This window comes from Turicimonas sp. TL08 (assembly GCF_054660695.1).
Genome location: NZ_BAAGDP010000010.1, coordinates 17,982 through 41,762, shown reverse-complemented (window position 1 = coordinate 41,762; position 23,781 = coordinate 17,982). Strand labels below are relative to the sequence as shown.

Here is a 23,781-nt window from a genome sequence, read left to right as displayed (position 1 = left end):
AGAGAAGAATGAGAATAAAAAAACTGGAAATCGAAAACATCAATTCTTTGAAAGGTAAGTGGGCAATTGATTTCGAAGACGAGAATTATCAGAACTCCGGTCTTTTTGCGATTACGGGGCCGACAGGTGCCGGCAAGTCTACGATTCTCGACGGGATAGCACTTGCTTTATACGGCCAGACTCCAAGGTTGGGCATCCAGTCCGCCACTTCCAACGAAGTCATGAATAAAGAAAGCGGAGAGTGTTCGGCCAATGTTGAATTTGAAGCGAACCGTAAATTCTATCGTGCTACTTGGAGCCAAAGAAGAGCCAGGGGAAAGGTTGACGGTAATTTACAGGCCTCGGAACAGAGGTTGGAAGAATTTGACCCTAAAGCTGAAACATGGACGCCGATCGCACAACAGGTAAAAGAAAAAGCCAAACTCATTCGGCAAGTCACGGGCCTTTCTTACGAGCAATTCAGGCGCTCCGTTCTTTTGGCTCAAGGAGATTTTGCGGCATTTCTTAAAGCTGAAGAGAAAGAGAAGGCCGAGATTTTGGAGCAGGTTACCGGCACTGAAGAGTACAGAACCATATCAAGCAAGACTTTTGAAAGAAAAGCAGAAGAGGGAAGAAAGCTGGAAGGGCTAGAACTCAGACTGAAGGAAAAGACACTTCTCACTCCTGAGGAGCGACAAGCTAAAGAAGACTCTTTCAAGCAGCTGATCGCTAGTTTGGCAGACCTGGAAAGGTTAAGGAAGGAAATCGGCGAGAAGCTGGAATGGCGTAAAGACCTCGAAGATAAAACTCAGCATCTCCAAAAACTGCAGAGTGAAAAAGAAACATTGGATGCGCAGAAAGAGGAAATGGAGCAAGTTAAGCAGACCTTAGAAGCCAACCAAAAAGCCCAAAAATTAGACTCGACCTTTAATCTTTTATCGCAGAGCAGGAACGGTTTAGCAGATTTGCAAAAGAAGCTTCCGCTGGTCACCTCCCAAATCCAAACCCTTATTAGGTCAGAAGACAGCGCCAAGGCCTCCGAAATGCAAGCCGGGGAGGCGGTTAAAAGACAAAAATCTGCAAATGAGGCGTTAAGGGAGGTTTTAAAGAAAGTTGCAGAACTGGATTCTCAATTAAAGATCCAAGATTCGAATTTAAAGGAAGCGATCCAAAGAACGAGTACCGCCAAGGAAGAGGAAAAAAAGGCGGCAATAAATTTAAAGACCGGCGAGGATTCTCTTCGCGTCAAAGAACAAGAGAAACTCAAACTAGACAACTGGCTGTCAGCTCATAAGAGTGCACAAGTTTTACATGGAAGACAAGATGCTCTGACAGAACTGAGTACCAAAGCCGAATCTTTGGCTTCGTTGAAAAAAGAAACTTCGGCCGAGTTGGCCGATGTCGGCGAAAAAGTAAAAGAAACCTCCCAAGGGCTTACTCAGGTGAGCGCTGATGTAGCTAACGCAAAGAAAGAAATTGATCAAATAAAGAAAGCTATTGCTGAGAAAGAATCCCAAATCACGGACCAGCTTAAAGGGAGAGATTTAGACGAATACGAAGAAATTATTCGTGAACAAGAAAGCAAGAGCCGAAAGTTATCTGAAATAAAACCAATCTTGGCCGGTTGTTTCGAAGCTCAAGAAGCGACGAAAGCTAAGTCTGAAGAGATTCACACCACAGAAGGGCAGTTAAAGACTAATAGGGACTTGCTTGCACAACAGAAAGAACTTGTTGAGTCATTGGAATCTCAGAGACAGACTTTGGAGACTCTATCAGGAATTGAAGAACTCACGAAAAAAAGGGCCTTGCTAGTCGACGGGCAAGAGTGTCCTCTTTGTGGCTCCAAAGACCATCCTTTTGCCGAGGCTTTGCCTGAAGGTGTTCTAAATGCTAAAAAAGAAAGAAATAAGGTCGAAAAACAACTCAAAGAGGCTGAAAGCCGAGAAGAGGAGCTCTTGAAGAGAGTCTCGAGTTTGGAGGCTACGGTCGTCTCTACAAGAGCCGCATTGAATACAGAAGAAACCCGTTTACAAAAGTTCCGGAATGAACTCTGCGTACAAGCTAAAGGGCTCGGTTTTTCTTCGGAATGTGAGGTGCAGGTTTTGGAAAACCTTGTGATCTCCGCTGAACAAAAGGCATTAGAAGAAAAAGCACGATGCGAAAAAATAAAAAAGAGCGTCAGATCTTTTGAGAAGGAAAAGCAGACTCTTCAAGAGAAGCTTGCCAACGAAGAAACAAATATTCGAGGCAAAGAGTTTCAGGAAGTTAACCTCCAAAGAGATCTCAAACACCAACAAGAACAACAAAGACTCTTAAAGGAAAAGTCAGATAAAAACGGTCAAGACTGGACTGAGCTGATTAGTACTGCCACTCTTGAATTAAAAGACGGATTATCAAAAGCTTTTGGTAGTGAAACCTTTATAAAAGAGCTTAAACAGCTTCAAAAAGCGGGTAAGGATTTTGGTTTGAAGTCCGAAGAACTGCAGAAAGTCGTAAACGCTCTCGGTGTTCTTCAGATTGAGAAAAAAGCTCTCTTAGAACGGCATGACAACTGTCTTAAAGAATTGGAGGTCGCTGAAGTAAACCAAAAAGAAAAGCAAGCCGAGTTTGATAAAACAAAGGGCCAGAGAGAAGAGTTGTTCGGTACCAAAGATCCCGTAGTAGAAGAGAAAAGAGCAGCCGGCATACTAGAGGCCTTAGAGAAAAATTTGGCTGATGTCCAGGCCAAACAACGCAACATTGAAAAGGAGCTGATTCAAAAAAGAGCCGAGGCAACCGGACTGGAAAAATCCATCTCGGAAAATAACGAAAAATTAGTCCGGGAAGAAAGGAAGTGGAAAGAGGAGCTCGCGCACACCGGCTTTATGACGGAAGAAAAATGGAAAGAGAGCAAACTTTCTGATAAGGAACAGACGGATCGACAGCAAACTATTGATGCATACGGACAGAACCTCTTTGCAAAGAAAAATGAAATATCAAAATTACAAAAAGAAGTAAATGAGAAGACTCTGCAGAATAAAACGGAGTTGACTTTATGGGAGTTGGAAGAACAGAAAGCAAATAATGAAAAATCTATCGGCGAACGAAATAAAGAAATCGGCGGAGTAAGAGAAGAGCTTGATCGTGATGACAAGGTAAGAAATGAGTCAAAAGCTTTGCAAGCTGAAATTGAAAAGCAAAGAAAGGTTTTCGAAAAATGGGAACGGCTCAATAATTTGATTGGACAGAAAGACGGAGCCAAGTATCAGAAGTACGTTCAAAGTTTGACGCTCGAAACTTTGATTACCAAGACAAATAAGGTGTTGTCGCAATTATCGACACGGTATTTGCTGATTAAGAACCAAGCGGCTTCTCTGGATCTGGATGTGGTGGACAATGAAATGGATGAATTGGTCCGAGCCACTTCCAATCTTTCCGGTGGTGAAACTTTTATTGTTAGCCTAGCTCTGGCTCTGGGTTTATCGGAACTAACTAGCAATAAGATAAGAATTGACTCGCTCTTCTTAGATGAAGGTTTTGGGAGCCTTGATGAGGAAAGCTTGGATAAAGCATTGACGGCTCTTGGCAATTTAAATACTTTCAATAAAGAAAGCGGTCATCAAAAATTAATCGGTGTTATTTCTCACGTGGGCCAGATTCACGAAAGGATTCCGGTTCAAATTAACGTTACGCCCCAGCAGGGAGGTTCAAGTATTTTGAAAGGGCCCGGCGTTCAAAAGCTTGTATAACCGTTTCTGACCTCAATTGCACAAAGCGCAGGATAAACCTAAGCGCTTTGTGCATTTTTCTTTTGTTATATAAAAATTCAACAAAAAAACATCAAAAGGTTCCCATAGATAAGAAAGCAGTTGGTTACAATACAAAGATAACCGTTGCGCCGCTTTGGGTAACGGTAATTCGGCCGAAAAAGATTGAACCATTTGAGGTCAGCGACTGTCAGCAGTTCATTGAACATGGCCCAGGTCTTTTTCGGCTTTCCTAAGGAGTCGCTTATGTTGCGTAATCAAGTTAGTTCGAGAAGAACATTCCTCAAAACAGCCTCAGCCGCAGTTATCGCCGGCCCTGTTGGTTTGGCAACTGCAAAAGAAATTTCAAAAAATGACGAAATCAAATGGGACCGTGAGGCCGATGTTGTAGTCCTAGGATACGGTAATGCTGGTTCTAATGCCGCAATTGCAGCTGCAGATGCGGGTTCTTCCGTCATCATTCTGGAAAAAATGCCGGAAGGTGGCGGAAGCGTGTGTGTTTCTTCCGGCGGCTTCGTAGTGCCGACAAACAAAGACGACTACTACGCTTTTCAAAAAGCTTTGTACGAATTATCCAGATCTGAGTGGGATCCGGAAATCCTTCGTGTGTTCTGCGAGGAATCTCTCAAACTTGGCGACTATGTGAAGTCTTTGGATCCTCAAGTGACCTTAGCAATTTACGGTCACGCTGGTTACCAGAACCTTCCAGGTGCTGATTGCGTGAACAAGATTTCACCACGCAATGTTCCGGGCAAGAAAGGTGGAGAACGACTCTTCGGCATTTTCCAGCGAGCGGTAGAAAAGCGCAACATTCGTGTCCTTCTTAACACGCCGGCTCAACAACTTATTCGGTGCGGTAACGAAGTTGCCGGCGTCGTGGCTTTGGAGAACGGTAAACCGATTAATGTGAAAGCCCGAAAAGCTGTCGTTATTGCGACCGGAGGCTTCCAGTGCAATCCTGAGCTTATGCAGAGATATGTTTTCGGTAATCCAATGGGTTATCTGGGCGGACCGAGCCATACCGGCGACGGTTTACTTATGGCTCAATCCATGGGCGCTGATTTGTGGCATATGAATTCAGTATCGGCTCCGTTGGGTATTCAAGTTCCTGGCGTTAAAGCCGGTCTAGCGATGGTAACTAGACGTCCTGCTTTTATTTGGGTGGATCAAGACGGAAAACGTTTTGTTAATGAAAAGAAATTGGATTACCACTGCTCGTGGATGGCTGTTAACCAGTTTGATGCCATTAAACATCGTTATCCAAGAATTCCTTGCTACATGATTATGGATAAGACCTACCTCGAAGGAGCTCCGCTCATTAGCTCCGGAGGTTCAGGATATGCCATCAACAAAGAAGGTTATGTTTGGAGTAAGGACAACAAAAAAGAAATTGAATCCGGTGTCATCATTGAAGCTCCGACAATTGAAGAGTTAGCAAAGAAACTTGAAATTCCTAATCCGGCTACATTGGTTGACACGGTCAATAGATGGAACAATGACCTGAAGACCAAAGGAATAGATACTGAATACGGTCGTACTCCTACCGCCGATCCTAATCAAAAAGCGGTGTTTGTAGGAAGAGATGTTAAAGCCTGGTCAGCCCCAATCGAGGAAGGGCCTTTCTACGCTGTCAAACTGGTTCCGGTGATGTATCACACAATGGGCGGTCCGAGAAGAAGTGTGAAGGCCGAGTGCTTGAATCCATACGGAGAAAAGATTCCGCGTCTCTATGTAGCCGGTGAACTTGGCTCAACGTGGGGCTTAACATATCAGGGCGCTTGTGCCAACGCTGATACCATGATTTTTGGCAGGATTGCCGGTAAGGAAGCTGCAGCCCTGACACCGTGGTCATAACTTAACTTCTCGAAGAGGTCTTTCGTGGGCCTCTTCTAACTCCTAATCTTTCATTCAAGGAGTTGTGTTCTATAACTCAAGAATTTCAAATTACTTCAATTCTTTCTGCGCCTGAGAGAGTCAGAGTGCAGCCAAGGACATCCAGGACAAAAGAATCAGAACAATTAATAGCTGTTGTCTAAATGGTTAGAAGAGACGAGAAGGCTGAAATCCTAGAAAATTTGCTTGCTATTTATTCACAAGCCATTGTCTGAATCAAAAAAGAAGAATAAGTTAAGGGGTGTAAATATTAGGGTTTCTCACTAGAAAAACGCATGTTTTGAACTCTTGTTTTTCTTCAAAATCCTACCCATTGAAAATTCCCCTATTTTTTGTTTTTAGTAAAGACTTAGATGAAAACTTCTAAAAAACTATTAGCTGGTTTAATGTTCAGCTCTTTGGCAGCAGTCAGCACATCTGCTATGGCCGCAGGCTTCCAACTTACTGAGCAGAGCGTTGTAAGTATGGGTCGTTCTCATGCCGGCGCCGGTATCGTTGGAGACGACGTTTCTGCAGTTTGGTATAACCCGGCTGGTATGACTTTGCTTCCGGGAACACAATTCCAGATTAGCTCCACTGTCGTTGACCTCGATATTGATTACAAAGGTTTTGACGGAACTACAGAAAATGGCCGTGACAAGCCCGCTCCTATTCCTGCCTTCTTTGTTTCACATCAACTCACAGACAACCTCTGGGCTGGTCTAGCTATCACTTCTCCTTACGGGATGAAGATTAGATACGGTAGCGACTGGACTGAAAGAGAGAGAGGTATCAGCGGTTCTATCATGACTGTAGATATCAATCCGAACATTGCTTGGAAGGCAACTGAGTGGTTCAGCATCGGCGCTGGTGTTTCTGCTATGTACACTCACTCCAAGATTAAGAATGGCCTTCCCATAGTTCCTGTGGGCAACAAAGGCTATGTAACGGGAGGGGAGTTTGAGTATAAAGGCAGTGACTGGATGTTTACCTATAACGCCGGCATCATGCTTTCTCCTCTTGAAACCTTGAGATTCGGTATTTCTTATCGTTCTGCAGCTCATGTTCATGCTAAAGGCGACTACACTGTTCGTGGTAACCTCGGACCAATCGGACTCTCCCAAACTAGTCACGGCTATGGTGACCTTACTACTCCAGAAACGGTAATGATCACTGGTACTTGGGAAACTACACCATGGTTGCGTCTTTCGGCTTTAGCCCGCTGGGCAAACTGGAAAAATTTCAAAGATATGCGTTTTTATACCAATGCAGATGGTGGAATTTATTCTATGTTGAACCCACAAATGTCTTATACCCTCTCCCATATGACATTGGAGAATAATTGGAAGAGCGTCTGGTTACTGAGTTTAGGTGCAGATATTAAAGTCAGCGATCAATGGACAATTCGCGGCGGTATCGCTTTAGAGACTGATCCTATTCACGATCAAACTAAGAGAACAGCTCTTATTCCAGATACCAAGAGACTTTGGTTGACCTGCGGCGTTTCCTGGGCTCCAACTAAGAACTGGCAGATCGATGCTGCTTACGGCCACATCCGCGGAATTGGTCACAGAAAACTGTATAGAGACCACCACAACGGTAGTTATACAGAAGTCGGAAAATTCGAAAAGATGAACGCTTGGATGGGCGGCTTGCAGGTCCAATACAAGTTCTAATTTAAGAACTGCTCAATTTGAAGTGTCAGGAAGTTTGCTCCTGGCACTTTTTTATTGGCGGTGCGAAAATCAAATTTTCTTCTTGAGAATTCTTATGGATATCTTTGAGCCTTGGCCGAGTATTGAACTATTGACTCCGTGCCTTTATACCGTGACTGAAAAACTCGACGGCTCAAATTTATGTCTCAGTATCACCGATGGGGAATTTAGAGCCTTCACAAGGCAAGGAAACAATGCATTTGATGCTATTCCTATTCTGAAGAAACATCAGGAGCTTTTTACGCCGGTTAGGAATGCATTCGAAAGAGAATTACAAAAATCTCCTCTGGACAGCGTTCTGCCGAATTTTGGAAAAAAAGTTGTTGGACTCAACATTTACGGCGAGTTCTTAAATTTTTTGAACATGAAGAGGATTAAGTACTGTCCTCCGAAAGCAGCGTTATTTAAGATTTTTGGTGCCAGCGTTGTATTCTCGGAAGGAGAGGGCAAAAGAAGTTCCTATCGATTGCTGTTTCCGGAAGTGGAAAAATTGCTTGAAGGCTTAGGCTTGAAAGATTCCTATTTAGTTCCTGTTCAAGAACGGCATGTGTCTATTTCTGAGATTTTTTCCAGAAGAGACTTTTGCATAAATAGTGCGTATGGGAATGCCCGGGTAGAAGGTTGGGTCTTTCATCCTGAGTCGCCAGGAGCCCGGACATATAAGCTGAAAACACCGGAATTTTTTGAGCGCTTAGCTTCTCAAAAAAAGAGAGAGACGAATGGGAAAACTTCTGAGCTGGCAGAACTTTATGATTCTTTTTTCACGGAGAGCAGGGCTTTTTCAGTTAAGTCTAAATTTGGCTCTATAACTGCGGCAAATTTGGGAGAAGCCGTGGGCGCTTTCCTTCGAGATGTCCGGGAAGAAGCCTCTAAAACAAATCCTGAGCTTGTTTATTTTTTCTATACAGACGAAGCCTTCAGGATTAATCAGAAGGCTTTTGTGCTGATGAATAGATTCAAAGAAGAGGCTTAAGAAGGTAAAAAAGCGCTGTCTAAATTGATTCTTTAGACAGCGGTCATTTCAACAGGAGTTTACAACTAACAACAAGACAGAAACTTATCTTTGCAGAACGTTACTTATCTGCTCTGCTGTGTGCATCAAATCATAGGTTTGAGAGTCATCAAAAGCGGCAAAGACATCTCCAATCTTATCGGTAATGACATACATGTCTTCCGGTGTCTTTTGAATCCAACCTAAATCTACAAGTTTTGCTAATTTACGGCGAACAGTTTCTCTTGGAATGCCAGTCACTTCGGAAATTGACAAAGCATTGCAGGCGAGAAGCTGAGGCTCTGGCGCATTTGGTGAGCGAGGCTGAAAGCCGCGTCTTTCGTCATAGAAGCGTTCAGTATTTCTAGATGCAATTTCACCTAAAACCAAGCAAAGTGTTAAATCACCGTCATAGGCTTGATACATAGCGCGAAGACGGCTCGTCATGAATCTAAGCATGAGGACAGAAAGAACTTCTCTGTGTGCAGCATAGGCTTGCGGAGAGACTCCATTTGGAATATGCATAGACGGCAATTCAGTCGGAAAAGCTGCTCTATCCTTAGGAGTGCGGCGCATTCTTAACATTTTTCCCTCCATTCGTTCCTTTTTTAGTAAAAAACTAGTGTTTTTACTATGGTAGCCATGATAACGGGAAATCCCGTAATGAGCAAATACTAACCCGTGTTATATATCACGCAAACACGGTATAAACTAAGACTTTATAGTAAGTTCTCTTTTGTAAACAAATAGTTACGAAGCTAAATAATTAGTCAAATTTTACAAATTATTACATTTTTGATTTACTTTTCACTTTCGTATGCGAACTATTTCTTTTTCTTTAAATCAATAAGATAAAGAAATTTTTTACTGAAAAGAAGTAAGAAGGTTTCTTGTTTTAATGATTGAAATGCAAGATTGTTAATAGTTTCCCCCGGGATTTTGAGATTCTATGAACTTTGGAAAAGGCAGAAAACGAAATATCTAATATTTTTAAAAACCACAATGGGCGTGGCTTGACAAGATTAGTTTTCCTGTGTAGAGAGAATAAAGAGCCTCTGCTGTCTTTTTACGAAGCGGTAATTGTTTTTGTAAAGTCATCTGGATTGCGGTTATCAAAGATATGTAGTTCCTGTCCGAATAAATTCTTAATCTTAAGAAGCGAAAAAATTTTCGGGTGGCAAATTCTTGATCGAAGATCTCATGCTCTCTTCTCCGTAGGGGGAAAATATTTGCTCCCTTGATTTCTATCTCATTTAACGAAAGTTGATAGGTGTCAGATCTAGACGTTAACCGGAGATATTCTTCTTTTACGAACTCTCTCAGCCTGAACTGATTGTTTTGAGGAGTAAGGCTAAAAATCTGTCTCCTAAAGTTTAAAATTCCCGAAACTATTGTGAAGGAATAAGAGTCAATGTCTGAGCAAACTGGATTTAAAGATTTCGGTTTAGATGAAAAGTTATTAAAAGCGGTTGAAAAAGTCGGCTACACAACACCGACACCTATTCAAATCAAGGCCATTCCGGTTGTCTTGGAAGGAAAAGATGTCATGGGGGCCGCTCAGACCGGAACAGGTAAAACCGCTAGCTTCGGACTCCCAATTCTTCAAAATTTGCTCAAATATGAAAATCCCAGCGTCTCTCCGGCACGCCATCCTGTACGAGCTCTTATATTGACGCCGACGAGAGAATTGGCACTGCAGGTTGCTGAAAACCTAGAACAATACGCTTCTGAAACGAAACTTCGAGTTGCTTGCGTGTACGGCGGTGTAGATATTAAACCGCAATCCATAGAGTTAAGAAAAGGCATTGAAGTATTGATTGCCACCCCGGGACGCTTGCTTGACCATTTGGAACAAAGAAATACTTCTCTAAAGAATGTTGAAATAGTGATTCTCGATGAAGCGGATCGCATGCTGGACATGGGCTTTCTCCCGGATATCACAAAAATTCTGAAGGAGCTTCCTCCGAAACGTCAGGGGTTGATGTTCTCTGCAACGTTCTCTCCTGAGATCAAAAAACTTGGACAGAGTTTCTTAAATGAACCGGTCATGATTGAAGTTGCCAGACAAAACACGACGGCTTCAACTATCACCCAGGAACTTTATGAGGTTCCTGATGGTAAGAAAACAGATTCTCTCGTCGAAATTCTCACGACAAAAGGAGTCGATGATCAAGGAAATACTCTGCAAGCAATTATCTTTGTTAATTCCAAACTAATGGCCGGTCGCCTTTCAAGGCAGCTGAACAGATACGGTTTCTTGGCAGATGCCATTCATGGAGATAAATCTCAGGAAGAAAGAACTAAGACCTTGGGAGCATTTAAAGACGGCACTATCAATTATTTAGTTGCTACGGATGTGGCTGCACGCGGCCTTGATATTCCGGATATGCCGTTGGTTATCAATTTTGATATTCCTTTCATGGCCGAAGATTATGTTCACCGAATCGGCAGAACCGGCCGTGCCGGTGCTAAAGGATTGGCGATCAGCTTGATGACCTCTGAAGATGAAAACAACGTTGAGGCTATCGAGAAGTTAACCAAAAAGAAATTCAATCGAATCGACTTATCTCCGAAGAGGGTCAAATTCGATTTTGTAAATCCTAATAAGAAGTACACCTATCAGAAAGTAAAACAGGACGTTGACCCGTTCTTTTTGAATCCTTATGTCCCGTCTAAGACAGTTTCTCAAAAGCCTGTCGCTAAAACGGTCGCTATTGTTGAATCAATTCACGAACACAAACCGAAACTAGTCGCAGCTCTTCTGGGAGGAACGGGGAGAAGAGGTTAGCGGTTTATTCCGCGAAATACGGGCTCTTTCTCCAAAGGTCAATTGCCTTGGAGAAAAAGCCTTCGCAGCTGTCAAAAGAAAATCTCTCGAAACCAAGGTGTGTCCAGGCCTTGTCGATTTCTGCGTCAATATTTTCTAAATCAAGTCCGGTTGCGCCGTTTTGCTTAGAAAGTTTTTGTCCGTTCTCGCCGAGTACGAGCGGAATATGCATATACGAAGGGGTGCGATATTTCAGAGCTTTCTGCAGTTCGATTTGCCGCGGCGTATTGTCGAGCAAGTCTGCACCCCGGACGATATGAGTAATTCCTTGTTGATGGTCATCTACGACGACTGCCAATTGATAAGCCCAAAATCCGTCAGCTCTTTTTAAAACGAAATCTCCGACTTCCTGCTCTATATTTTGTCGGTACTCACCGAAGTGACGATCTCTAAAGAATCTGTCCTCGGAAGGAACTTTAAAGCGCCAAGCCCTGATCCCTTCGGTCAGATGTTTGTCTCGGCAGATTCCGGGATAGATGTTCGCCGGTTTTCCTCTGGCGTTTTGATATTCAGCAATTTGTTTACGAGAACAGCTACAGCCGTAAACAAATTTATTAGTAATTAGGTAATCTAAGGCTTCTTTGTACAGATGATGACGATCTGACTGATAAACGATAGGCTCGTCAGACGAAAGTCCTAGAACTCTTAATGTTTCAAGAATCTTTGGGGTTGCCCAAGCCGGTTCACGCGGAGGATCTAAGTCTTCGATGCGAACAAGCCAACTTCCGTTATGCGCTTTGGCATCAAGATAGCTGGCAATAGCACAGACAAGACTTCCTAAATGCAGTTCTCCGGTCGGAGAGGGTGCAAATCTTCCAATATAGGTGGCCAAATTATCCTCAGTCAGCTTACGGGCAGTTCAAAAGATCTTACTCTTCTTCACCGCCGCCTGAGCTTTCCTGTTTCTTTGGCTTCTGGGGACTGTCGAACATGCTTTGAGGAAGCCCGACCACAGCTGCATCTCTTTGCTGATTAGCTCCTAAAGTTAAACTCGGATGAGAGATGATTTGAGGAGCTTGCGTCGGATGAGGAGTTGCACTATCCGTATTCGGGTCTGTCAGATGGGGCGGAGGACTGGAATGAGTCGCCTTAGCGGAAACCGACGGTGCGTTGTTGCTCGTTGCCGGTGTAACGCTGACAGCATAGCTTGGACCCGGCATAATAATGCCGTTGGCTACGCAGGCATCATTGATTGCATTTAGAAAAGCAGCTTCCAAGCGGTAAGGTTCCATCAGTTCAATTGGATCAACCCAAACGACAAGTTCAACGTTAATGCCGAAATTTCCGAAGCCGGTGATACCGCATTCAACCTCGTGGTATTGGTCGGGCTTGATGCAGAAGGGGACTTGAATGGCCGCATTCTCAATAATTTCTTTGACTTTTCTAAAGTCAATTCCGTAGGCAACGCTGAAGGGAAAAATCTTTCGGACGCCCCGAGGATTCAGCGTGTAGTTGGTAAAAGGTTTGTCAATCAGGTTCGCATTCGGAACGATGATATCTTCACCAATCGGCGTAACGATTCGTGTAGCACGAATCGTAATCATGTTGACTTTGCCGATATGGCCGGATGGGGTGCAGATAACGTCCCCGACGCTCACAGCTTTTTCCGTGATAAGAATCAAACCGGCGATAGAGTTGTTGACGATGGTCTGTAAGCCAAAGCCGATACCGACGGAAAGAGCGGAAACTAAAATAGCTAAGTGGGTAACCGGAAGACCGATGGCGGCAAAGCCGAACATCAAACCTGCGCACAGAATTGCCCAGTGAACGAACTTGGCAAACATCTGCAGGGATTCCATGCGGACTTGACTTCCGCGGTGTTTGCCGATGCGCGTAATACTGGCTTCCGCAGCCTTCCCTAAAAAATAGGTGACTATAAAAATAATCACGAATTCAATCAGATCGAAGCTGTTGATGGGAACGCCGCCAACCGTAAATAAGTTTATCTTCAGCGGCTCAAACAAAGGACTTAAGCTGCTGAAGGTATGCTCAAGAAGGTTGAGATCTGAATTTGCTGACATAGAAAGCCCTCAATCAATATAAGGCAAGACTACAAGAAATCTTGCCTTACTAAGTTCTCTTCTACCTCAGAACGGTCGCCAAGAAATCAGCTAAATCTCCAATCTCGTCGAGATCTATTGAGTGCTGCAGGCCTGGATAGCCATGGGCTGAAAGTTTGTCAGCACCGAGTTTCCGTAGGTAACTAACGGAGATTTGGGTAAAGGCGGGGGGCACGACAGAATCTTCTTCTCCATAACCGATGAAGATTGGCGATTTGATAGCGCTCCCCACGTGCTCAACTTCTTCTTTATCAATTAACGGGAGGTATCCGCTCAATCCGAAGAAGCCTCCGATCGGCTTATCAAGCTGAACAGCTGCGTAAAGAGTCATGCAGCAGCCTTGAGAAAATCCGCCTAAGAAAATCCGGTCTCTTGGAATGCCTTTAGATTCTTCTTCAGAAATTAATCTGCGGATGAGTTGGAATGTTTTTTTGATTCCCTCTGCGTCTTCTCTGTCTCTGCTTTCGAGACTGTAAAGATCGAACCAGCCCCGCATCTCATATCCGTTGTTCATTGAGATTGGAATATACGGAGCATTAGGTAAGACCATTCTTGTGTTTTCTAGAGGAGCGCCGCTTGCAATCAGCTCTTCTCTGAAATGGCCGAAATCGCTTCCGTCGGCTCCCAAGCCATGAAGCATAATGATGGCGGAGTCGGCTTTTCCTTCAGGTTCAAGAATCAGAGAATCTATGATTTCAGGACGCTTGGCAGATTTCGGACGGAAGGCTTTAACGTATGTGGCATCCGTTTCAATAGTCGGACCGCCGATTAATTCTATGCAGTAAGGAACGGCAGCAAATACGCCGTTAACGCCTTTAGCAGGCAGACCCTCTAAAGTCTCTGCAATGGCCTTAGGCTGACCCGGAAGATTAATGATGAGAGCAGCGTGGTCTTCGGTTTCTCTTAATGCACCTACTTGACGGGACAGAATAGCGGTCGGAACAAAAACGGAAGAAATTCTTCTCATTTGTTCTCCGAATCCGGGCATCTCTCTGGTAGCGATTTCTAAAGTCGCATCAGGAGTGACATCTCTGCGTGCCGGTCCCGTTCCGCCGGTGGTAAGAACTAAGTCGCATTTTTTCTCATCAATCAGTTCTTTCAAAACGGTTTTAATCGTTTCTTTATCATCCGGAATAAGTCTTTCTTCGACTTCAAACGGATTCAGGATGACTTTGTTGAGCCAGTCTTTAAGGGAAGGAATTCCCAAATCTTTATAAGTGCCTTGAGAAGCACGATCAGAAACGGAAACTAAGCCGATTCGGGTATTTTTATTCATCTGTATCTTCCTCATCTTCTTTGACTTCAAGGATCAACGGCGGCAGCACCATGTTATGAATGAGTCTGTAAAGTTCTCTGGATGCTTTGGGAGGTTTGTTGTTTTGAGCCTCTTTTCTGGCGTTGCGGATGAGCTGGCGAACTAACTGGACATCTACTTCCGGGAAGTCAGCGATAAATTTTGTCAATGCTTCGTCTTGTGCAATGAGAGCATCTCTAAGTCTTTCGGATTTATGAAGAGCTGCCACGGCTGCTTTGTCATTACCTTTAGCACGGTCGATAGCTAATCTGACTTGATTGCCGTCTAAAGATCTCATGTATTTGCCGATGAGCTGCAGCTGACGTCTTTTAGCGCCGAAGCTTCTCATTTTGTGAAACTCTTGAAGCTCGGCGAGAATTACGTCCGGAAGAGGAATTTTGGCTAAGGTTTCGGGTCCTAATTCCGTAAGCTCTTTCCCAAGATCCTGCAAATATTCTGCTTGTCTTTTTAATTCGCTTTTGCTTCGTCCGGAGTACTCTTCGTTGTCGTCTGTATAGTCTGTCATTTTTTACTTAATAATTGGTAAGGATCTCCTTGTTAGGAGTATCTTTAAAGATTCCATTATCATAGTCTCCTCGACGGTTGTAACGGCAGATTAAATGAAAAAAAGCCCCACATTAAGTAGTAAAGACTTTCTTGAAAACCAAGTCCGATACGCCTTGGACTATGCGCTCTCAAAAGGAGCCACTTCAGCGGCTGCTGAAGTGCAGGATCAAAACGGACTCAACATTAACGTCCGTAATTTGGATGTAGAAACTCTCGAACATACAAGAGACAGAAGTTTTGCCATCACTGTCTATATCAATCAGAGAAGAGGCAGTGCCTCAACCGGTGACTTGACCCGCGAAAGCATTGAGCAGACGGTAAGAGCGGCGGTCGATATCGCAAACTACACCTCTGAAGATCCTTGTGCAGGGCTACCGGAAAAAGATCTTCTATGTACTAAGTTTGAAGACCTTTCTCTATGGCATCCGTGGGAGATTTCCTCTGAAGAGGCGATCGAAATCTGCAAGGCTGCGGAAAAGGCGGCTTTAGAAGGAGATTCTCGAATTGTGAATTCGGAAGGATCTAACCTAAGCACCAGCGTGGGAAGATTTGTTCTGGGCAATACTTTAGGGTTCTGCAGCGGCTTTGATTACAGCAACCACTCGTTGGATACCTCAGTCATTGCTGAAGACGACAGCGGAATGCAAGTGGGGTTCTGGTATGACATGGGAGTAAGCCCTTCTCAGCTTGCTTCTCCGGAAAGCATCGGTAGAGAAGCCGCAAAAAGGGCTGCAGCCATGCTGTCGGCAAAGAATTTATCTACAAGAGAATGCTCCGTTATTTTTGACCCTTATACGGCAAAAAGCTTGATCAGACTCTACATCTCTGCGGTCTCGGGCTCTCAGCTTTACCGCAATCTCTCTTTCCTGACAAATTCTCTGGGAACTCAGGTATTTCCGGAATTCTTATCAATGAAAGAAGATCCGTTTGTCCAAGAGGGCTATGGCTCTGCTCCTTTCGATGATGAAGGTGTCCGACCTTCCAAGAGATTTTTCGTTGAAAACGGAGTGGTCAAGGGATATTTTCTTTCAACTTATTCCGCAAGAAAGCTTGGCATGAAGACTACGGGAAATGCCGGAGGGCCTTACAACATCTCTCTTCACACCGATCCAGAGCATGAAGAAAAGACGCTTAAAAAGTTGATGGAAAGAATGGGAACGGGACTTCTCGTAACCTCCTTAATCGGACAGGGAGTTAATTTGACTACCGGCGATTATTCCCGCGGAGCTAAAGGCTTCTGGGTTGAAAACGGTAAAATAGCTTATCCGGTTGACGGAATCACCGTCGCCGGAAATTTGAGAAATATGTTTTTGAATGTCGAAGCAATCGGTCAGGATATCCTTGCTTCCGACAACTATCGTACCGGTTCAGTTTTGATCAAAAATCTAAAAATTGCTGGTAACTAAGGATCGAGAAAAGGTCCACAAGACCGTGTCAAAGATTATTATTTGCTTATAACTTTTATATCACCAAGGAATCAAAAATGCAGAAAAAAAATATTGACTGGGCCAATTTGAGCTTCGGTTACCAGCCGACTGATTTTAGATTTGAAGCAAGATGGAAAGACGGTAAATGGGATGAAGGAAAACTTACCGACAATCCAAATATTGAATTGTCAGAAGCTGCTTGCGTTCTTCACTATGCACAGTGCTGTTTCGAAGGCTTGAAAGCCTATGAAACGGAAAAGGGCGAAATCGTGACTTTCCGCCCGGAAGAAAACGGCAAACGTATGTTCAACACGGCAAAGCGTTTGGAAATGCCGAGCTTCCCTGTTGAGAAGTTTGTTAAGGCCGTAGAAGATGTAGTTCGCGCCAATGCAGCATGGGTTCCTCCGCATGGAACAGGCGCTACTCTTTATATCCGCCCGGTAATGATTGGTTCCGGTCCGCAGATAGGTGTAGCTCCCGCACATGAATTCATCTTAAGAATCTTTGTGATGCCTGTCGGCTCTTATTTCAAAGGCGCCGTCAAGCCGATTAAGCTCAAAGTTGCTGAGTATGACCGTGCAGCTCCTCATGGAACAGGCAACATCAAGGCCGGCTTGAACTATGCTATGAGCTTGTATCCGACAATGGAAGCTCATAGAGAAGGCTATGCAGAAAACGTTTACTTGGATCCGGCAACTCGCACATTCGTTGAAGAAACCGGCGGCACAAACATCATGTTTGTAGACAAAGAAGGAACTATCGTAATTCCATCTTCTCCGTCTATTCTTCCGTCTATCACTCGTCGTTCTTTGGTTGAAGTCGCAAGAGATATCTTAGGCTACAAGGTGGAAGAACGTCCGGTTAGATTTGACGAAATCAAAGATATGCAGGAAATGGCCGTTATCGGTACAGCCGCTGTTTTGGCCCCTGTCGGAATGGTCCACTCTAAGGACGGCGATATTTACCTGCCGACCGGAATGGATAAGATTGGTCCTGTCAGCGCCAAGCTTCGCGAAACCTTGACCGGCATCCAGATGGGCGACATTGAAGATGTTAAGGGCTGGGTTCACAAGATTGACTTGAATAAGTAAGATTAACTGACTCGTTAAAGAAAGAGGAGGCTGCGGCTTCCTCATTTTGTATGAAAACCAACTTCTATCAAGACCAATAAAAAAGCTGAAGATCGAGAAGACCTTCAGCTTTTTAACTAAGGAAAGATGCTTATTCTCTTTCAGCTAAGATTTTCTTCCAGCGTTCAACTTGATAAGCAACTTGGTGCGGTGCAGTGCCGCCAACGTGATTGCGAGCCTTCAAAGAACCTTCGAGAGTCAAACTAGCATAGACGTCTTCATCAATGAGAGGATTGAACTGTTTGAGTTCGTCCAAAGAAAGTTCGTGAAGTTGGCAATTCTTTTCAGAAGCCAAGCGAACGGCGCAGCCGACGGCTTCGTGAGCATCTCTGAAGGGCAGGCCTTTTCTGACAAGATAGTCGGCAAAGTCAGTTGCAGTGGCAAAGCCTTCCTGTAAAGCCGCTCTCATTTTTTCTTTTCTTACCTGGATTCCCGGAACCATTTCTGCAAAAGCTCTGAGAGTGTCTTTGACGGTATCGATCGTGTCAAAGAGAGGTTCCTTATCTTCTTGGTTGTCTTTGTTGTAGGCAAGAGGCTGACCTTTCATCAGCATTAAGAGGCCCATCAAATGGCCGACAACACGGCCGACTTTGCCTCTGGCAGCTTCGGGAACGTCCGGGTTCTTCTTCTGCGGCATGATGGAGGAGCCGGTAGTGAATCTGTCCGGAAGGCTGATGAAGCCGAAACCGGAGGACATCCAGTAAACGAGCTCTTCAGACAAACGGGAGATATGAACCATTGTCAAAGAAGAGCAGCTGCAGAATTCAACGGCAAAGTCTCTGTCGCTGACGGAGTCTAAGGAGTTTTGTGTAACGGAATCCATGCCGAGCTGGGCGGCGGTGAATTCGCGGTCGATTGGGTATGTTGTACCTGCTAAAGCAGCGGCACCTAACGGAGAGATGTTGACGCGTTTATAGCAGTCTAAGAAACGTTGTCTGTCTCTTTCGAACATTTCAACGTAGGCAAGCATATGATGGCCGAAAGAAACCGGCTGAGCAATCTGCATGTGAGTAAAGCCCGGCATCAAAGTGTCGACGTTCTTCTCAGCGATGGTGAGAAGGCTGTGCTGTAGGTGCTCGATTAAAGAAACGATTTCTTTAATTTGGTCTCTTAAATAGATGCGGATGTCTAAGGCAACTTGATCGTTTCTGCTGCGGCCTGTATGAAGGCGTTTTCCGGCATCACCGATAAGAGATGTCAAACGAGCTTCGATATTCAGGTGAACGTCTTCGAGCTCCAGCTTCCATTTGAAGGTACCGTGCTTGATTTCTTCAGAAATCTGTTTCATTCCGCGTTCAATGTCAGCCAAATCTTTCTGAGAAATGATTTTGCTTTTAGCGAGCATTCTTGCATGAGCTAATGAACCGGCGATATCAGCTTCTGCCAATCTCTTGTCGAAACCAACGCTGGCAGTGTAACGAAGAACAAATTCAGCCATCGGTTCGGAGAAACGTCCGCTCCATGCTTCTTTTTTAGAAGCCAGAGGGTCAGCATGAACTTTTAAGTGCTTATCAGAAGACATTTTTACTTAGATGTGTTTTTAAAAACAGTACATTATAAAGAGTTAGCAGGCTGATTTTTAAGTGAGAAGCAATTTCCTACATCTTGAAACGAGACAATTTTGGAAAGGAACAGAAGATTGTCTCTAGGACAATTTCCAATATCTTTTACTTCAGAAGCCGTATACCTTTATGAAGGTATGGATGAAGGAAGCGATGAAATTTAGAACTTATTTGATGGCTGTGCTGCTTGTCTCGGTGACAATACCATGCTTTGTCATGTCCGGACTTCAGTATAAGATGGCAAGCGAAGATATCGCTAAAGAAGAGAGAGTCCAACAGCAACTGTCCGAAAGTACAGGAAAAGAACTCTTGTCTCGGATTCAAATTGCACAGCATCTTCTTCTGACTGCGTCCGAGTTCGTAAAAATTGAAGGCTTAAAAGATTCGGGGCGCATCAATAAATTTCTTGAAAGCCTGCGGGAAAACTTTCCGGACTTCTTAAACATCCATATAGATAATGCTTCCGGCTTTTCCGTTTCATTTTCTCCGGAGAGAAATTCGCGAGGCGAAAGCAATATCGGTGTAGATCACACGGGAAGGGCCCATTGGCTCAATAGAACGACAGAAAACAGAGTGCAGGTTTCAGGTCTTGTTAATGCCCAAGGAGCTGCAACCGGAAACATTATCAATCTTTCAACGCCTATTACTCAGGATAAAAGAATTATCGGATATGCGGTTGCGGCCGTTAATCTAAAGAAGCTGGCCGAGCAGGTTCTTCCTCAATCTTCTCCGGAAAGATATGGAATTGCGATTGCGGACGGATCCGGCAAAATTATTTTTTCTACCTCTAAGCATTTTCCGATTCCTGAAATCTTCCCGTCAGCAGAAATTGAGAAGGTAAAGGAGGAAGGAACTGCCTGGGTGTCGTTGAATTTTGGAAAAGACAAAGAAGAGTTTTTCAGAAGTTATTTATCGTCAGTACCCGAGGCAGGGTGGATAGTTGCAGTTTTGAGTTCTCAAAAGGCAAGAGAGGAACTTATCTGGAAAATTGTTTTGTCCAATGGGTTGGCGTGGCTTTCTATTCTTCTTCTGACGGCAATCGCTTCTATTTTTGTAAGTTCTCCGTTAGTTAATTCCATCGGCAAACTGTCTTCGCAAATCACGGCCGGCCGTTCGCGTCCTCTAAAAGGCGAAGTTGTGACAATTCCAAAAGAGCTGCGTATGCTTCAGCATAAGTTTTCATCGGTTTCTTCACAGCTCAACCATGCGAATACGGAGCTTTTTGAACTCAATGCAAAACTTCAGGATGAAGTAGAAAAGCAAGTTAAGAAAGTTACTGAGAGAGAAGGAGTAATGACAGCGGTATTCACCGGGCTTTCGGAGGGCTTGGTTTTACTCGATGAAAACGACATCCTCCGATTTGCCAATGAGGCCTCCGGGAACATTTTCGGCAAGGAATTAGCCGGAAAGTCTTTAGATACGCTGTTTGAGGAAAAGACGATTCAAAGGCTTAAAGCCGGCGGGACACTTCCGGTCATCTGTCCTTTGGATAACGGCAAAGTTCTATCTTTGCGCCTTTTTTCTCTAGCGGACTCAGAATACTTAAAGAAGGCTCTTTTTATCCGTGACGTGACATCCGAAGAGCAGCTTAACAAATTAAAAGAAGATTTAATTGGAGTGGTGGCTCATGAACTGAAATCTCCTCTTTCGGCAATTCGGCTGGAAGCCGAGGAGATTCGCCGAATGTCGGGGCTGGATGAGGTAAAAGAAAAGGCCGATGAACTTCTCCGCGACAGCGACAGCATGAAAAAGCTTATTGAGAGTTGGCTTGACGTTTCTCGGATGGAAGCAGGTGCTTATCAAATACATAAGGAGCTCTGTATGTTGGCTCCTTTAGTACGGAAGGCGCTCAGGATTACGCGGGCAAACGGTGATTTTGATTTTAATGTGGACATTCATGAAGACGCTAAAATTATTTGGGTTGACCGCGATGCTTTCGTGCAGATTTTGACAAACCTAATTTCTAACGCCGTGCGTTATGGTCATCCGGAGAGAAAGCCTGTCATTTCGCTTGAAGCATATAAAGAAGACAACAATCTTATTCTCACTTTTACGGACAATGGTGTAGGGATAGAGCCATCGAAAATAAATAAGGTATTTGAGAAGTTTTACCAGGTTGAAATGAACTCAAAACGTAAACCGGGCGGGACCGGTTTAGGGCTGGTTATCGTGAAAGGACTAATTGAACTTCATCAGGGAAGCGTTAAGATCCAAAGTGAAGTAGGGAGGGGTACCGTTTTTATCATTACTCTTCCGTTACCGGAGGCCAAATGAAAATCCATCCTTTGATTTTAGTTATCGATGACGAAAGCAAAATCAGACGTTTCGTCTGTCAATCTTTGGAAAGAGAGGGTTTTGATGTTGCTTCTGCCGGGGACGGAGAAGAAGCGTTAGAAGTTTTTGAAGCACTTTCAGAGAAACCGGACTTGGTTATTGTGGATTACATGATGCCGGAAATGGATGGTCTGGAATTCTTAGAGGAGTTCAGAAAGTCAGCTTCTACGCCGGTCATTTTTCTTTCAGCTCGCTCAGAGACCTCCGTCAAAACAAAAGCATTAGAAGCAGGCGCTGATGACTACGTCGTCAAGCCGTTCTCCGTTGAAGAATTAACTGCTCGAGTTAAAGCGGTGCTTAGAAGGGTAGGTTCTCAAACAGATTCCACCGTTACTCAGGATCTCATCAATGGTCCTTTAAAGATGGACATCGGCAGGAGAAAGTTTTATTTCAACGATAAAGAGATCAATCTTCCCGATACTGAGTTTAGGCTAATGGCTGTGTTAATGAAAAAGCCGGGAATTGTATTTACACATGAGGACTTGCTCCGGCAAGTATGGGGAGTCGAGTTTATCGGAGAAACCAATTACTTGAGGGTTTCTTTTGCGAGGATAAGAAAGAAACTGCGTGCAGCAGGACTGGAAGAGCCTTTGATTTCTTCTTACTCGGGAATCGGCTACTACATGGAAGACTATTCAGAGTAGCTTTGTAGCACTTTTGTAATCTTTTTGATTTTTCTTTAGCGGTCGTGTTTTGATTTTTTCTTAAGATTTACTTAACCCTTCTAAGTAATCCAAGGAGAACCACATGACACAGATTAAGTCATCTAGAAGAAATTTTCTAAAGGCATCTGCCTCTTTGGTGGCTGTCGCCGCACCTTTTTCTGCTTATGCCGCAGAAAAACCGAAATATGATGAAGAAGTTGACGTAATTGTTGTAGGCTCCGGTGTTTCCGGAACGATCGCCGCGATTGCCGCCGCCGAAAAAGGCTCTAAAGTTTTGCTTATTGATAAGATGAGCCGTTTGGGCGGAACATCCAGAATCAGCGGTCTGAACTTTGCTTGCGTAGGTTCTCCTCTGCAAAAAGAAAAAGGTGTCCAAGACACTCCGGAAAAGCTTGCTTCTGACATGTACAAAGTCTCCGGCAACATGGGAGACTATGAAAAAGCATTAGAAATGGCTAAAAATACAGCCAGAGCAGAAAAGTTCATGACAGAAAGAGGAGTTAAATGGGACGGCCGTCTTCTTAAACTTGGCGGTCACAGCGAACCTAGAGTTCTTGTGTCTGTCGGAGACGGCGCCGGACTGCTGAATGCGTTGTGGAGTCACATGAAAACTCTCAAGAATCTTGAGACCAGACTTCATACCAAAGCCGATGAGATTATCCTTGATAAGGATGGAAAAGTCGAAGGCTTAGAAGTCAGGCAAGATTACTATTTCGATACTCCAGAAACTGACGATCTCCAGAACAAGACCGGCACTAAGAAGCTAATCAGAGCAAAGCAGGGCGTTATCTTTGCAACCGGCGGATATTCCCGCGATAAGGCCTTTAGATCTATTGAAGTGCCGTTCTTAGCAGGTGTTGCTACCACAACTAACCCGGGTGCGACCTCTGGTGCTCTCAAGACCATGGTAAGAGCAGGGGCTCAACCGATGCATTTGTCTCTCTTTAGATTTGCATATCCGCTGCCTACAGAAGACATGATTTGGGGCGTCATCGTGGATCCGGCAACAGGTAAGCGTTTCATGAGTGAAGGTGCAACCCGTAATGCATTGGCTCAAACCGTTCTCTTAAGAAGAATGCAAAACGGAGACAAGAAGCCGTTCATTATTTATGACGAAAAATCCCTCGCTAAGTTCCATAACTTAAACCGAGTTCAGAGAAGCTTGAATGGTCTTAATGGTATTGACGGAACGATGACTAAGTTTAATTCCGTGGAAGAGGCTGCTAAGGCTTTTGGAGCAGATCCGGCAACTGTAAAGAACACCGTAGATGCTTATAACAAAGCAATCAAAGAAGGCAAGGATCCGGAATTCAACAAACCTCTCGATAGATCCGGACGTAAGGTCGAGCCGCTTGATTTCTCTGCCGGAGTTTACGCGATGCCTGTAAATCCTCGTCTTAATTACACTCCGGGCGGGATTAGAACAGATTTGAAAGCTCGCGCCCTTTCAATGGAAACAGGAAAACCGATTGAAGGATTGTTTGTAGTCGGAGAAGCTTCCGGAGGCCTGCATGGACAGGAAAGAATGACCGGATGCTCTATGCCCGAATGTGCCGTATTTGGTTTGATTGCCGGCGAAACCGTTGCTGACAGACCGAAACAATAAGGAGAA

16 protein-coding genes are annotated in these 23,781 nt (G+C 44.3%); 10 read left to right on the top strand and 6 right to left on the bottom strand.

What is annotated here, in order from left to right; translation table 11 throughout:
- Positions 1–8: 8 nt before the first annotated feature.
- The 4 genes from ACYQ4O_RS06605 (at position 9) to ACYQ4O_RS06590 (ending at position 8,285) form a co-directional block, all read left to right on the top strand.
- Entirely contained in the window at positions 9–3,707 is a 3,699-nt protein-coding gene (locus ACYQ4O_RS06605; protein ID WP_460175137.1) for an AAA family ATPase, read from the top strand.
- Positions 3,708–3,971: 264 nt separating this feature from the next.
- Positions 3,972–5,579 carry an FAD-dependent oxidoreductase gene (locus ACYQ4O_RS06600; protein WP_460175136.1) on the top strand — a complete coding sequence of 536 codons (1,608 nt, stop codon included), beginning with the start codon at positions 3,972–3,974 and terminating at the stop codon, positions 5,577–5,579.
- A gap of 392 nt (positions 5,580–5,971) precedes the next feature.
- A complete protein-coding gene (locus ACYQ4O_RS06595; RefSeq protein ID WP_308514604.1) occupies positions 5,972–7,273 on the top strand; it encodes an OmpP1/FadL family transporter in 1,302 nt (433 codons plus the stop codon).
- A gap of 94 nt (positions 7,274–7,367) precedes the next feature.
- Positions 7,368–8,285, top strand: a complete 918-nt coding sequence (locus ACYQ4O_RS06590) for an RNA ligase family protein (protein ID WP_308514602.1) — start codon at positions 7,368–7,370, stop codon at positions 8,283–8,285.
- Between the two features lie 84 nt (positions 8,286–8,369).
- Here ACYQ4O_RS06590 and ACYQ4O_RS06585 read toward each other — a convergent pair whose 3' ends face one another.
- Positions 8,370–8,888 carry a Crp/Fnr family transcriptional regulator gene (locus ACYQ4O_RS06585; protein ID WP_308514600.1) on the bottom strand — a complete coding sequence of 173 codons (519 nt, stop codon included), beginning with the start codon at positions 8,886–8,888 and terminating at the stop codon, positions 8,370–8,372.
- Between the two features lie 826 nt (positions 8,889–9,714).
- Between ACYQ4O_RS06585 and ACYQ4O_RS06580 the strand changes: the two genes are divergently transcribed.
- Positions 9,715–11,091, top strand: coding sequence for a DEAD/DEAH box helicase (locus ACYQ4O_RS06580; protein ID WP_308514598.1), 1,377 nt, complete (start codon positions 9,715–9,717; stop codon positions 11,089–11,091).
- 4 nt (positions 11,092–11,095) lie between these two features.
- Here ACYQ4O_RS06580 and gluQRS read toward each other — a convergent pair whose 3' ends face one another.
- The 4 genes from gluQRS to yjgA form a co-directional block, all read right to left on the bottom strand.
- Positions 11,096–11,962 carry a tRNA glutamyl-Q(34) synthetase GluQRS gene (gene gluQRS, locus ACYQ4O_RS06575; protein WP_308514595.1) on the bottom strand — a complete coding sequence of 289 codons (867 nt, stop codon included), beginning with the start codon at positions 11,960–11,962 and terminating at the stop codon, positions 11,096–11,098.
- 37 nt (positions 11,963–11,999) lie between these two features.
- Positions 12,000–13,151: a mechanosensitive ion channel family protein gene (locus tag ACYQ4O_RS06570; protein WP_308514593.1), complete on the bottom strand. Its 1,152-nt coding sequence runs from the start codon at positions 13,149–13,151 to the stop codon at positions 12,000–12,002.
- Between the two features lie 61 nt (positions 13,152–13,212).
- Entirely contained in the window at positions 13,213–14,466 is a 1,254-nt protein-coding gene (gene mog / locus ACYQ4O_RS06565; protein ID WP_308514591.1) for a molybdopterin adenylyltransferase, read from the bottom strand.
- The gene (gene yjgA / locus ACYQ4O_RS06560) at positions 14,459–15,010 is read right to left on the bottom strand and encodes a ribosome biogenesis factor YjgA (RefSeq protein WP_308514589.1); all 552 of its coding nucleotides are present in this window, start codon (positions 15,008–15,010) and stop codon (positions 14,459–14,461) included. Before yjgA ends, mog begins: the two co-directional genes overlap by 8 nt.
- A gap of 94 nt (positions 15,011–15,104) precedes the next feature.
- On the opposite strand from yjgA, the gene pmbA reads away from it, so the two are divergent.
- Positions 15,105–16,457, top strand: coding sequence for a metalloprotease PmbA (gene pmbA / locus ACYQ4O_RS06555; protein ID WP_308514587.1), 1,353 nt, complete (start codon positions 15,105–15,107; stop codon positions 16,455–16,457).
- A 77-nt stretch (positions 16,458–16,534) separates the two neighbouring features.
- A complete protein-coding gene (locus ACYQ4O_RS06550; protein WP_308514585.1) occupies positions 16,535–17,569 on the top strand; it encodes a branched-chain amino acid aminotransferase in 1,035 nt (344 codons plus the stop codon).
- 130 nt (positions 17,570–17,699) lie between these two features.
- On the opposite strand, the gene argH is transcribed toward ACYQ4O_RS06550, so the two are convergent.
- Positions 17,700–19,130: an argininosuccinate lyase gene (gene argH, locus ACYQ4O_RS06545; RefSeq protein ID WP_460175135.1), complete on the bottom strand. Its 1,431-nt coding sequence runs from the start codon at positions 19,128–19,130 to the stop codon at positions 17,700–17,702.
- Between the two features lie 193 nt (positions 19,131–19,323).
- Between argH and ACYQ4O_RS06540 the strand changes: the two genes are divergently transcribed.
- The 3 genes from ACYQ4O_RS06540 to ACYQ4O_RS06530 all read left to right on the top strand — a co-directional run bounded on the left by ACYQ4O_RS06540 (position 19,324) and on the right by ACYQ4O_RS06530 (position 23,775).
- A complete protein-coding gene (locus tag ACYQ4O_RS06540; protein ID WP_460175134.1) occupies positions 19,324–21,444 on the top strand; it encodes an ATP-binding protein in 2,121 nt (706 codons plus the stop codon).
- Positions 21,441–22,148: a response regulator transcription factor gene (locus ACYQ4O_RS06535; protein ID WP_460175133.1), complete on the top strand. Its 708-nt coding sequence runs from the start codon at positions 21,441–21,443 to the stop codon at positions 22,146–22,148. Before ACYQ4O_RS06540 ends, ACYQ4O_RS06535 begins: the two co-directional genes overlap by 4 nt.
- A gap of 103 nt (positions 22,149–22,251) precedes the next feature.
- Positions 22,252–23,775: an FAD-dependent oxidoreductase gene (locus tag ACYQ4O_RS06530; RefSeq protein WP_460175132.1), complete on the top strand. Its 1,524-nt coding sequence runs from the start codon at positions 22,252–22,254 to the stop codon at positions 23,773–23,775.
- The last annotated feature ends 6 nt before the right edge of the window (positions 23,776–23,781 follow it).